The sequence below is a fragment of the Armatimonadota bacterium genome (assembly GCA_016869025.1).
GTDB lineage: Bacteria > Sysuimicrobiota > Sysuimicrobiia > Sysuimicrobiales > Humicultoraceae > VGFA01.
Map to the genome: position 1 here is coordinate 50,625 of VGFA01000014.1, position 12,160 is coordinate 62,784.

Consider the following 12,160-nt stretch of genomic DNA (forward strand, 5'->3'; position numbering starts at 1 on the left):
GGGCCGAGAAGAACTAGACCGAGCCTGACAACTTGCTTGAGAAGGACATCTCCTACAACGGCGTCGGGGGTCGAGCATGCTCTCACCATCCGCCATCTACCGAAACATGCCCTGGGTCTTGCTGCTGGTGTCGGTCATCTCAGCGGTGTTGCTGGGGTTCTTCATCCTGAGGGTGATCAGGTTGGTGAGGCAGGCGTACATCACCAGCGTTCCGCTCGTGGAGCAGCAGGACATCCAGTTCGACTCGGCGGGCCGTGTGGTTCTGTGCACTGAGGGGCCTCGATTCATCACCCGATTCTCAAACCTCACCTACGAGCTAGGCACTCGTGATGGCGCACGCATTGAGGGCAAAACGGTCTGGCTCGGCCGTGTATCGTCGGGCGTCTCGAAGGTGAGATTGGCGGTAGAAAGCTACGAGATCCCCAGGCCTGGACGTTACGTTCTGCGGATCCACGGGCTAGGACCCGGATGGATCGCCGATACAGAACACCTGGTCGTCTTCATGAAACCGTATCTCGCCCGGAGCATCGGGTACGTGGTCGGGGTAGCCCTGTCGGCCGTGCTTCTAATCGGAAGCACGATCCTGTTCCTGATCCGCCTGACCGAGGGAGGAGCGGGCGCATGAGCGAACCTCGCGGCGCAATACAGCTCGAACCGCTGCTCCAGGCCCTCTTCGTGGTCGCGATCTTCGCCGTCGCGCTGGTGTACGCCGTTCGGTGGGGCAGGGCGCATGCCAGGGCAGAGATGGAATTCGCGCGGACCCAGGGCTGGACCCACACCTTCGCGCACAACGATCGACAGGGGCTCCCAAAGAGGCTTGCGGACAGCCTCGAAAGAGTGGCGCCCGAGAAGAAGTTCGATCTGCAGTCCATCATGACGGTCGAGTCCGGGTGGAGGAAGGTGTTCTTGTTCCGTTGCCGCTACCGTCGCATGTATCGCATGGGGGAGTGGGAAAGGAAAGATAACCCTGGATCTGCCTGCCTGATTGAGTCGAACCGGTTCAAGTCGGTGGGATCGCACGTGGAGATCAGATGGATACGCGGAGCCGCCTCGGCCAAGGAAATCGTCAATGAGTCACTACAGGAAGTCCTCCTCGAGTACAAGAAGGCACCGCTTGCCGAGTCCGCCGAGGATGTCGTGATTACCATAGGCCGAGGGGGGGCCGTCGTATCAATGTGGGGCCCGGCGTCGCCCGAGCAATGGCTCCAACTCCTGGACCTTTGCCGGCAGATCGAATCGGCGCTGTAGCCACATGGTCCAATGTGCGCAATGCGGAAGAGAGCTCGGCCAACAAGGCGAGGACCAACGTGTGGCGTCCATCTCGGGCGGCATCATGGGGGATGAATACATCGAGTCGTATTTCCTGTGCAGTCGCTGCGGGGTCTACACGGTGGAGATCTACCATGACCGATTCCTGGGAGAGGACTCGGTCTCCGTGCGGGGTCCGGTGCCCAGAGCAGAGGGTGACGCGAAGGTCAAGCTGATCAAGCAGTGCTCCAGGCCCTGGGACAAGAGGTGCCGCTGCGAGGCACACAGATCATACTTCGGGGGCTGGTTGGATTAGTTAGCGGCCCCCCGCAGCTTCTCGAGGACTGCGCTGATCTTCTCCACATCCAAGGCGATTTCCATGAGCCCCAGGTGCTCTACGGCCAACGCGGGGTCAACTTGATCCTTGATGACCGGTTCCATGATGTGAAAGACGGGTAACCCGAGCGACACTCCGGCCAGTGCCCCCGCCCAACTTGGATCTCCCTTTGTGACGGTCTCGGCATAGAGTTCGGCGCTATCCGCATCGGGCGCACCCAGTACCACGATGACGTCGTCTTTGCCGTGCCGTTCTATGTAGTTCTTGATGCTCTCTTGACCCTCCAGGTCAAAGGCGCCGGCCGATGTTCAGACGAAACACTGGGTCTGCGTGATGACCGGCTCGGCGCCGGCGCTCCTCACGCAGGCTTCAATGGCCGGACCCTGCACTCCATCCCGTTCACCGATGATGATGACCTTCCTCGACTTCAGCAGCATTCTGGCTACACACCTCCTTTGTTCCGTTCCAACAGGAATGACATCCCGTCGGCGAGCTGGGTCATGCGCCCCAAAAAGAGGCTCCCCTTAGCCACAAACATGGTGTTGTTCATCTCACCCGACATCATCTTCCTGACCGCGTGCCCCAGCACAGGCACGGCGGAGGCGGTATGTCCCTGAGTGGAGGAGAATCCAAGCATTCCGTGTTCTTCAACGAAACGGTCAAGATCCGCGCGTTGGATCTCTCCGCGCAAGACCGCGAAGCTGCCGATGACCCGGTAGTTCGTCCTGGGCACATTGCCGCTTCCCTGCGGCTCGGTGATCTCGGGGTTGTGCATTTCCGTGGCGTACTTGTCGATCTGCGTTAGCTTGAGTCCCAGCCGGTCTAACGGTTGCACGATCAAGGTGTCGAAGATGGCCTGCTGGCTGGAACCTGAACCGATCTCGTGTTTTCCAATGGAATCGAGCCGAATGACCGGGCTCTTGCCGTCGTCCCGCCCTACCCGAACCGCGACCGCGGCGATCACGTCCTCCAGGATCGGCATGTCATGGCGGAGATGACCTTGAAACTTCATCCCGAGCTTGGCAAAGGAACCGCCGGCCACGACAACCACATCGCTGAAGATCCCCGACGCGACCAGGCCAGCGGCCACCACGATGGCATGGACCGTACCGGAGCAGAACGCCTTGATATCGGCGCCCCCTGCTCTCGAGCACCCGCACAGCTCTCCGATGGCCTTCGCCATGTTGCCGCCGCCCCGGTTATAGCGGTCTCCGACCGCCTCCTCGCCGCCCCCCAGGAGGAAGTCCACGGCCTCGGCCCTCCCCGTCGCGGCGACCTGGTGCCGCAACGCCAACGCACCGGAGGCCCTGACGGCCAGATTCTCCATCAGAATCTCCGCCGTGAGGTTGGGGTCTTCCTCATGCCCGGTTCGCACACACCCGACGAGCCGACCGCCTCGATCATACATGGGGAGGGTCACCCCGTCGGCGAGCTGCTGCTCGATGTCGGCCAGAGAGACGCCGTTGCCCAGTCTCAGAAGATCCGCGTCCGAGAAGAGGGGATGCTGCCTCAATTTGCCCGTGACGTCGCGTGCAAAGCCTTCTTCCAGCAAGACCAGTTGGAACTCATCGCAGATCTTCATCATGCCGTAGAACTCGTCTTCGGGCATGATCTCGCCAAAGGGCCCCCACCGAGAGCCGTCGCGCACAGGATGCTTGTACCAGGGAGACGGAACACGCGCCAGGTCATCAGGGTCAAGATTGCCAATGAATACCTGGTTCGGCGGGTAGGCGACGGCCTCTTCAAAGGTGCGCAGGTGGCTCCGGAACGACTCCAGCAAGGGAGGATTCTTCTTTATCTCCCGCGAGGGTTTGGAGCCGTGACGGATCAGTCCGGGCACATGGGCCAGAAAGTATGAAACTCCCCGCACGACGGGCTTCGTCGGTTGGTGTTGCGCTGAAGAGCTCACGATGGACTCCCAGCCAAACTGCACACCTTGTGCGCCGAGAGCGCGGCGGTCACGCCATCGCCGACGGCGGTAGCGATCTGTCTGTCCGAACCGTGCCGTATGTCGCCGGCTGCGAAGACCCCTGGGACAGACGTCTCCAGTCTCTCGCCCACCAACACGTATCCCTTGTCGTCCAACGACACCAGGCCATTGAGATAGCCCGTGTTGGGCTCGATCCCGATTCGGACCAAGACGCCGCCTGCGGGCAATGTTGTTCTCTCGCCTGTCAGGACATTGACGAGCTCCACCTCCCTCACGTGGTCGTCACCCCTGATGGCTTCAATCCTTGTACCGCAGCGGATTTGGATCTTGGGGTCGGCCAGGGCCCTGTCGTGAAGGATCTTCGTGGCCAGCACCTGAGGCATAATCTCAACCACGATGATCTCAGAGACGAGTCGCGACAGATACAGGGCTTCGGTCAGCCCGCTGTCGCCCCCGCCGGCTACCGCGACGACACTATCCTTGAACTGCGGGGCGTCGCATACGCCGCAGTAACTCACGCCCTTCCCCAAGAACTCGCTCTCTCCCGCCACACCCATCTTCCTCGGCGACGCACCACCGGCGAGGATCACGGTTCTCGCCCGATGGGTGACGTCTCCACCTCGGATGAGCGCAGCCCTGACGACCTTGTACTCGTCACGCGGCTCGATGCCCTCAACCCGAGCCAGCTTGAACTGCATGCCAAACTTCATCGCCTGCTTCATCATCTCCAGGCCGAGCTTGGCGCCGGAAACCCCGTCAGGGAACCCGGGGTAGTTCTCCACCAGCGGGATGCTTCGCATCCCGCCCCCGGCGGCTTCGTCCCCCAAGAGGAGGACTGTCAGGCCGCCCCGACTCGCATAGAGGCCCGCCGACAGTCCCGCGGGGCCGCACCCGACGATGATGACCTGGTAATCCTCGTTCATCCCCCGTTTCAACCTACCCGTCGAACACGGTCTGTTGCTCCACGTCGGTCTGCAGGGCGCGCAGCCCCTTCTCGACCAGTCGCAGACGCAACTCCCTCTCGTCGCGCTCCGGCAACGCGGGATTACCTAGGGGATGCGGGATCGCGACCGCCGGAACGATGCGGTTGGCTCCCACGGTCACTGAGATCGGCACGATCGACGCCACGTGGACGACGGGCAATCCTATCCGGTCAATCTCCTTTGCCAGCGTTGCGCCGCAACGCGTATCGGTCCCTCAGGTCGAGGTCAGGATCACGCCGTCAACGCCGGCCGCCAGAAGCCTTTCCCCGATCGCCTTGCCAAACCTCTGCGCGTTGGCCACCGAAGTGGCGTTGCCGACCGTGACGTAATACTCCCCGTGAAGACGGCCGATGATGCCACCCTTCTCCAGGGCGCGCGCCGCGTCCAACGGCAGTACTCTATCCGGATCTTCGTTCGCGTAGACTGGATCATAGCCGCCGTGACACGTCTGGTAGGCGTCCGCGGTCAGGTCATCTGTGCCGGCGATGCTGTACGCGGCGAACTTGGAAGCGCTGGCGGCCTCTATGCGGTCCGGGTTGCCTCGGGGGACAATGCCCCCTGTCGTTACCAGGGCGATGGTCGCCGCACTCAGTTCCTTGATCGCGGGGCTGGGGGGAATGCGCTCAAAGGTGGGCATCGGATACTCGGTCTGAAATGCCTCCCCCTTGAGTTTGGCCAGCAGCATGTCGACCGCTCGCTGCGCTCCGGTTCGCTCGACAAATGCGTGGACCCGTACGCCGCGGGGCAGGTATCCGTCCACCTGGGGAAGGCCAATCGGCTGTCCGAGGCCGAGCTTCCGCACGAAGCCGGCCAGCTTGGGAATCGTCTCTCTCATTCCTTGAACCGAGCGGGGCGCGGGGATCATGAAGACCTCCTTGCGGTAGAGCTCCACCCCAGGGTTCTCCTCGTACATGGCCGTAACCACCGGCACGCCCAGTCTCTTCATGACCGCAGTACACGCCGCTCCGCAGGCGATACCGTACCTGCCGGCATTGAATGCCGGGCCTGCCACGAAGACGTCCGGCCTGTGGGGCGCAACGAGATCCACGACCGCTTCTGCCGCGGCCTCTATGTTCTCGCCGAAGTAGTTGTCGCCGCAGACCACCGTAGCGACGATCTCCCCCTCGTCACCCAGCGCCTGCTGTAGGGGGATACCCGGGCCGACAGCACCCTTCTTGACCTGGGGTGGGATGCCGGCTTTCTCTTCGCCTCCTATTTGCGCGAAGAACTGGTTCAAGTAGTGGACCACTCTGTAGCGTCCCCGTACCATCCCTCTGCCCCCCGCTCCCCGATTGAGATCTCTAGTGCCCTTGCGCGGTCAACTTGCCAAGACCCAGTTGGCAGGTAGATCCCATGATGGCCTGTATCTCGACGCTCAGGACTCCATCGGCGGCAACGCTGCCAACGAATCCTCCAGCAATCACCTCCGCGGGCCTCAGGTCCCCAATGATCCGGTCCATAGGGGGCAGTGTGATCACCGCGTTCGCGTTCCCGACACTCACCACCGCGTCCGCCTGAGGCACCGTGTCTGCCAGCGACTGCGAGCTGCCGTCCCTGCCCGCGAACTCATCGGTGATCAGCACGGTCCTGATCCCGTAGTCCTCGATCTTCTTGCAGAGCATCATCACGTCAGCATCGGGATTGCCGAAGCCCTCTTTCGTAATGACAGCTCCGTCCGCGCCGAGCAGCTTCACCAGTTTGGCGGCATACCCCGAAGATCGTTCCTTGTCCGCCAAGGTGACGTTCAGATTGGTAACGACCACGCCGACGAAGTTGAGCTCGCTCCCGTGTCTTCGGTAGAGCTCCTCGATCACGGGATTGTTCAGATGATGATAGGTCGTGTGCTTGTCGCAGGCTGAGACGCAGTTGCCGCTCACTATCGCCCCATCCAATGGCTCATTGGGATGGATCAATGTGGGCAAGAGGCTCTTGGCGTCCGCCCCGTAGAGATAGGTATCGTGCAACAGCCCCTGTGACAACAGCGGGTACACATAGGCCACCCGCGGTAGAGTGGGGTCTATGGCTTCACCCAGCTCGTAGACCTGAACCTCATCAGGGACCACACCACGACTGGCTTCGCCCAGGTAGGCCGCCGCTCTCAGCCCGGCGAGACGTACCGCCTCTTCGTGCGCATGCTCGGGCAACCCATCCACGGGTTGCAGGATCAGGACCACGTTGTTCGCATCGGAGAACGGCGAGTACGCGGCAGCCGGACCGGTCATATCGACGAAGCCTTCCTGATAGCCGACGATCCTTCCCACGGTCAGAACCGTGGTCCCCCTGAGCACGTTGGTTCTGCCTGACCCGGCGGTCCTCATGCCGCCGGCCATTCCCGGATAGTAGCCCTCTGTACCGTCCGCCTTGATCCTCGGCTCGATCACGTCCTTGACCGGGATGATCCTCACACTCTCTCCGGGCCGTGCCAGCTCCACATCCGCCACGGCCAGCCGAGGGTCGCGCAGGGCGAGCGCAATCAGCTCGCTCTTGCTCACATAGAGAACGCCGTTCTCGATACGGGTCGTCTCGCCAAACTGAACATCGCGGATCTTGATTGTCCCCAGCTCCAGTCGCACGATGCGCCTCCTCGTGTCGATGGTGCAGGATCAGCGGTTTCGCCCTCACGATAGCACAAGCCCCCGCGGGGGGCCTAGTCCCCGGGACCGCGAAGGCAGGCCAAGAGGAGGCAAGCGCCGTGGCGGCGTAAGCTGAGATTGCACCCATCGGGGGAAGCCGCGCGCTGACCGGAATGAGCGACCTTCCGCATGAGAGAAGGCCTGGTCTCATGAAGGAACGCGTCCGCATAGCAATACTGACCATGGGATTCAGCGGATTGGTCGCTGAGATCCTCCTCTTGAGGGAGTTCCTGATAGTATTCTCCGGCAATGAGCTGTCTATAGGCATCGTTCTGGCCAACTGGCTCATCCTCGAGGCCTTCGGATCTTACGTTCTTGGCAGGAAAGCCGAGGGATGCCAGCGCAAGCTTGAGGCCTTTGCACTCATTACGGTTCTCTTCTCCATATCCTTGCTCGCGGCGGTCTTCCTGATTCGCGTCCTGAAAGGGACTATCGGCATTTCCATCGGCGAGAGCGTAGGCCTCCTGCCGATGTTCTGCTCCTCCTTTCTGATACTTCTGCCGGTGAGCGTGTTTCACGGCGCGTTGTTCACCTTCAGCTGCCAACTCTACTCAGTGTTCTCCGGCCAAGATGCTCCCTCTGCCGGCAGGGTCTACGCGTACGAGACGGTGGGCACCGTTGTCGGCGGAATCGCCTGCACCTACCTCCTGATCCCTCACCTTGACACATTTCAGGCATCCTCGGGGATAGCCGCCTTGAACTCCGCGGTAGTCCTTGCCCTACTCGCTCCTCACCCGAGAACCGGACCAGACAAGAAGGCAACTTTGGCGATCCTGACCGCTCTCACCCTTGCCTTCCTGATCCTGACGGGTCAGGCGCACAAGCTGCACCAGTATTCGATCAGGGCGCAATGGAGGAACCAGCACGTCGTACACTACGAGAACTCCCGGTACGGCAACATCTGCGTCATAGAGAACGAAGGCCAGTACACCTTCTTCCAGGATGGCGTTCCGAACATCATGACGCCCGTCCCTGACATAGGATTTGTCGAGGAGTTCGTTCACCTTCCGCTTCTGGCCCACCCCGAGCCCAGGAGACTCCTCATCCTGAGCGGCGGCGCAGGCGGCGTAATCAACGAGGCCCTAAGACACGCGTCAATAGAGGCGATTGACTACGCAGAACTTGACCCGCTGCTCATTGACCTGTTCAGGAAGTTCCCCACACGGCTTACGGAATCCGAACTCAACGACAGAAGGGTAAGGATAGAGCACGTGGATGGCCGCCTGCTGCTTAGGGCGACGCGGAACAAGTACGACCTCATCCTGATAGGAATCACCGAGCCGTCCAATCTTCAGGCAAACAGGTTCTTCACGAGGGAGTTCCTCTCCCTGGCAAGTGAAAGGATGAACGAGGGCGGCATACTCGTGCTTGGGCTGCCTGGCTCCCTGACCTACTCGAATCGGGAATTGAGAAACCTGAACAGCAGCATCTTCCATACCATGAGAACTGCCTTCCCCCATGTTCGAGTGATCCCTGGTGACGGCACCAACCTCTTCCTCCTGTCGGGCTCTGAGGAGATCCTGGCGCTTGACAGAGCACGGATAGTGGAGAGATTGACCCAGCGAGACATCAGGACAGATGTGATCATCCCATGGTACATCGAGCAGAAGTTGCACCGCGGATGGCAGGGCTGGTTCGCCGGCTTCATTGAGGGAAGTAGCCAGAGAATCAACTCCGACTTCAACCCAATAGGAGTGTTCTACAGCGTCTCGTATTGGAATGCGCTGTTTGCGCCTTCACTTCGGTGGCTCTTCGAGGAACTCGAGAGGGTGACCTTGAGGGCCATCGTCCTCTTGTTCGCGACTCTTGTCCTTCTCTACGTCCTGTTCCGGCCAAGGACCGCGCGACTCCTCCGCGCCGGCATAGCCCTGTGCATCTTCACGACCGGCTTTGCCGGGATGATATTCGGCCTCATGCTGATCTTCGCGTTCCAGTCAATCCACGGATATGTGTTCTCGTGGATCGGCCTGCTCGTGGCGTCCTTTATGGGCGGGGCGGCCTGCGGGGCAATGCTGATCGCGGCTGCCCTGGACCGGATGAAGAGCCCCTTTCGGCTCTTTGCGGGGATCGAACTGGCAATAATCGGCTTCTCCCTGGCATGCCCTTCCATGATCCTGGCCGCAAACGCGTATCTAGGCAGTCCGGAGGCGTTCTCCCTCCTCGCGCCGCTGTTCCTGGTTGTTTCGTTCGTCAGCGGACTCCTGGTTGGCTCCCAGTTTCCTCTGGCCAACAAGCTCCACCTGGGCAGCAGCGCAAGCATAACCAGAACGGCCGGCCTGCTCTATGCTTCTGACCTGTTGGGTGGGTGGCTTGGGGGGATCATAGGCGCTCTCGTGCTCCTGCCTGTGCTCGGCCTCGTTGGGACCTGCGTTACCGTGGGGCTGCTGAAACTGACAAGCTTCATTGTCATAACCGGCATGCCCAATCCGCAGTCGTGAGGAGGTGAAGAATGGACAGCCATCTCGTCAGGAGAATCACTCGACGGGACTCTCTCAGAATCACCGTCGCGCTATGTATGAGGATGGCGCTACCTGCAATCCTCCTCAGCTCCTGCAAGCGAGATACGTCTCGCACCCAGACAAAGCCGGCGACCGAGGCGCCCGGTCGTACAGGCCCTGGATTTGAACCCGGCTATCTCAGACTTCACAGAACAGGTGAACTACGAAAGCGAGCAGACAGGCTCTGGACGATCATGAAGAGCTGCCAGCTCTGCCCGAGGAGGTGCGGGGTCAACCGCCTCAATGGGGAGGTCGGGTTCTGCCGCGCGCCCGGCGCCACGCTTGTCGTTTCGGCGTCTCACCCCCACTTCGGCGAAGAGAGACCGCTCGTTGGGAATGGCGGCTCCGGAACGATCTTCATTACCCACTGCAACCTGCGGTGTGTGTTCTGCCAGAACTGGGAGATCAGCCAGCTGGGCCAGGGCTCCGAGACAGATACCGACAGAATGGCCCGGATGATAGTTTACCTTCAGGAGCTCGGCTGTCACAACATAAACATCGTCACCCCAACGCACTACTCCGCGCACCTCCTCAGGGCCCTCGACACAGCCGCGGGGGAGGGGCTGCGGCTGCCGATTGTGTACAACACCAGCGGTTGGGAGCGCCTTGAGATACTCAAGCTCCTCGATGGAGTCGTGGATATCTACCTGCCCGATTTCAAGTACTGGGACAGTCGCATGTCGGCCAAGTACTCGTCCGGGGCAGAGAGTTATCCCGAAGTGACAAAGGCGGCGATCCTCGAGATGCACCGCCAGGTCGGCGTGGCGAGACCTCCAGCAGACGGCATTCTGCAGAGGGGGCTGATCATCCGGCATCTGGTCATGCCGAACAACATAGGCGGCTCAGAGGAAGTCATGGAGTGGATAGCGGAGAACCTGCCCAAGGACACCTACGTCAACATCATGGCGCAGTATACCCCCCTCTACAAAGCATATGACTACCCCGAGATATCAAGGAGAGTGACAAGCGAGGAGTACAACAAGGTCGTACAGAGAGCAAAGGATGTGGGGCTTACGAATCTCGACGTTCAGGGATACTGGTGGATGCCGAAGTGACCGCGGCGTTCGCCTGCGGCGCTGGCAGAGGTGCCGATGGTCGAAAGCCCTTGCTGGGAGGGAGTTTCTGGCGCGCGAGGGAGTTACTGGCGCGCCCGGAGGGACTTGAACCCCCGACCTACGGCTCCGGAGGCCGCCGCTCTATCCACTGTCTGAAACCCGCTCCCAGCAAGGATTCCGGCGGGGTGAACCACGGCTTTCTTATCGGCCTGCTCCACCTTCTCCACCTCCCCGATGGTGTCCGGAGTGGGGGCACCCCCCCGCGCCCCGGCGCGCGATTCATGCCGCCTGTCTTTCCACAAACTCCCCACGAGGCTTGCCCTCGGTCATCTTGCCTCCGGTCATCTTGCCTGCGGCCGCTTCGGGTTCCTGCGGCGTCGTGCTCGGTGCCGGGCTGCGCTGCCTTCCTGGCGGTGGGGCGCGCAGTATCTCTGCAACCACGGACGTATTCCCGACGGGACGAACCATCCGCCGCACAACTTGCACCGACGGGCCGAGCGATGGCGTTGCACGCACCACCAGACTTCCGCCAGCGCAGCCTCGAAGAGGCTCTTGGTGCTGACAAACGACGTTGGCAGGGCGTCTATAGGAATCCTGAGTCCCCATTTTTTCCAAGCCTGCCAGGTTTTGTGTGGGTCGAGCACGTCCTGCTCCATCTTGGCAATCTCGGCCCTAAGGCTTACCGGCTTCCAGCGGCATTTGCGGCCCCCGCGCGCAAGAAGGGTTTCCACGGCCAGGTAGTACTCCCTCAGGAAGTCTCGATAGCGGTCCCACGGGTCGGGTTTCTGGCGGTGCCAGCGCAGGTATTTTGGAGCAGTTCCAGGTAACTCTTGGCCCGGCTCGGAAAGGTAGCGGTTAGCCAGCTCATTGAGCAGCCCCCGCTCCTTCTGAACAAGCCTGCGCTCGACAGGAGTGGCGTCTGCTCCCACACCAACGCGCCCTGCGGTGAACTCGGTGAGCAGGAATCCAATCGGCTTCATCTGAGGGCGAATCGTTCCATCGCTGGCAGTCATTTCTTGTGGGGCGAACTCCACGGCAAACCAAGGCTCCAGCACCTCGCGCGGGCCACCCCGTTCATCCGAAACGAAGTACAGGTCAACGCCCAGCCGGCCGTCCAGCGTCACGGTAGCCGCAAGTTTTCTTGCCTCAAGAGCCGAAACCGACGGCCGCAACGCCTTCACAGCGCGGGTCCTGGCTGACGTCACGATAGTGATGCCTCTTCTGTGTTGCTTCGTCTGCTCTTCATATTCTATGATTTTGCTAGATTTTCCTGTTGCAGCTGGTGGCAGTGGCGGCGGGTTGCACTTTGACAACTAAACGGGCGCCCGCGCGGTGACGGCGGCGCCCGTCGTCCGGCGGTGTCACCCGGGGCACGCCAACCCGGGAAGGCCGTCGTGCCGCTTGGCCAGCGGGTTTTGCAGTTTCCTTGCAGTTTCCATTTTCGATGCAAACACATAGTGAGGGTGAGACGATGGT

General features: G+C 61.2%; 11 protein-coding genes. 5 read left to right on the forward strand and 6 right to left on the reverse strand.

What is annotated here, in order from left to right:
* The first annotated feature begins 76 nt into the window (after positions 1 to 76).
* The 3 genes from FJX73_08605 to FJX73_08615 all read left to right on the forward strand — a co-directional run bounded on the left by FJX73_08605 (position 77) and on the right by FJX73_08615 (position 1,564).
* Positions 77 to 625 carry a hypothetical protein gene (locus FJX73_08605; GenBank protein MBM3470836.1) on the forward strand — a complete coding sequence of 183 codons (549 nt, stop codon included), beginning with the start codon at positions 77 to 79 and terminating at the stop codon, positions 623 to 625.
* Positions 622 to 1,248 (forward strand): hypothetical protein, encoded by a 627-nt coding sequence (locus FJX73_08610; GenBank protein MBM3470837.1) that lies wholly within the window; start codon positions 622 to 624, stop codon positions 1,246 to 1,248. Before FJX73_08605 ends, FJX73_08610 begins: the two co-directional genes overlap by 4 nt.
* Before the next feature lie 61 nt (positions 1,249 to 1,309).
* Positions 1,310 to 1,564, forward strand: a complete 255-nt coding sequence (locus FJX73_08615) for a hypothetical protein (protein ID MBM3470838.1) — start codon at positions 1,310 to 1,312, stop codon at positions 1,562 to 1,564.
* Here the strand turns inward: FJX73_08615 and FJX73_08620 are convergent.
* Genes FJX73_08620 through FJX73_08640 form a run of 5 tightly spaced genes read right to left on the reverse strand, consistent with a single transcriptional unit; the run spans position 1,561 to position 7,071 of the window.
* Positions 1,561 to 2,022: a glycine/sarcosine/betaine reductase complex selenoprotein A gene (locus FJX73_08620; protein ID MBM3470839.1), complete on the reverse strand. Its 462-nt coding sequence runs from the start codon at positions 2,020 to 2,022 to the stop codon at positions 1,561 to 1,563. The genes FJX73_08615 and FJX73_08620 overlap by 4 nt on opposite strands.
* Positions 2,023 to 2,027: 5 nt before the next feature.
* Positions 2,028 to 3,494, reverse strand: coding sequence for a glycine reductase (locus tag FJX73_08625; GenBank protein MBM3470840.1), 1,467 nt, complete (start codon positions 3,492 to 3,494; stop codon positions 2,028 to 2,030).
* Positions 3,491 to 4,438, reverse strand: coding sequence for a thioredoxin-disulfide reductase (locus FJX73_08630; GenBank protein MBM3470841.1), 948 nt, complete (start codon positions 4,436 to 4,438; stop codon positions 3,491 to 3,493). The genes FJX73_08625 and FJX73_08630 overlap by 4 nt, the downstream gene beginning before the upstream one ends.
* 13 nt (positions 4,439 to 4,451) lie before the next feature.
* Positions 4,452 to 5,768, reverse strand: coding sequence for a glycine reductase complex selenoprotein B (gene grdB, locus FJX73_08635; GenBank protein MBM3470842.1), 1,317 nt, complete (start codon positions 5,766 to 5,768; stop codon positions 4,452 to 4,454).
* Between the two features lie 31 nt (positions 5,769 to 5,799).
* Positions 5,800 to 7,071, reverse strand: a complete 1,272-nt coding sequence (locus FJX73_08640) for a beta-aspartyl-peptidase (protein ID MBM3470843.1) — start codon at positions 7,069 to 7,071, stop codon at positions 5,800 to 5,802.
* A gap of 209 nt (positions 7,072 to 7,280) precedes the next feature.
* Here FJX73_08640 and FJX73_08645 point away from each other — a divergent pair, with 209 nt between their 5' ends.
* Positions 7,281 to 9,569, forward strand: a complete 2,289-nt coding sequence (locus tag FJX73_08645; protein MBM3470844.1) for a spermine synthase — start codon at positions 7,281 to 7,283, stop codon at positions 9,567 to 9,569.
* A 77-nt stretch (positions 9,570 to 9,646) separates the two neighbouring features.
* The gene (locus tag FJX73_08650) at positions 9,647 to 10,684 is read left to right on the forward strand and encodes a radical SAM protein (GenBank protein MBM3470845.1); all 1,038 of its coding nucleotides are present in this window, start codon (positions 9,647 to 9,649) and stop codon (positions 10,682 to 10,684) included.
* A 341-nt stretch (positions 10,685 to 11,025) separates the two neighbouring features.
* Here the strand turns inward: FJX73_08650 and FJX73_08655 are convergent, their stop codons facing one another.
* Positions 11,026 to 11,889, reverse strand: coding sequence for a hypothetical protein (locus FJX73_08655; protein ID MBM3470846.1), 864 nt, complete (start codon positions 11,887 to 11,889; stop codon positions 11,026 to 11,028).
* Positions 11,890 to 12,160 lie beyond the last annotated feature (271 nt).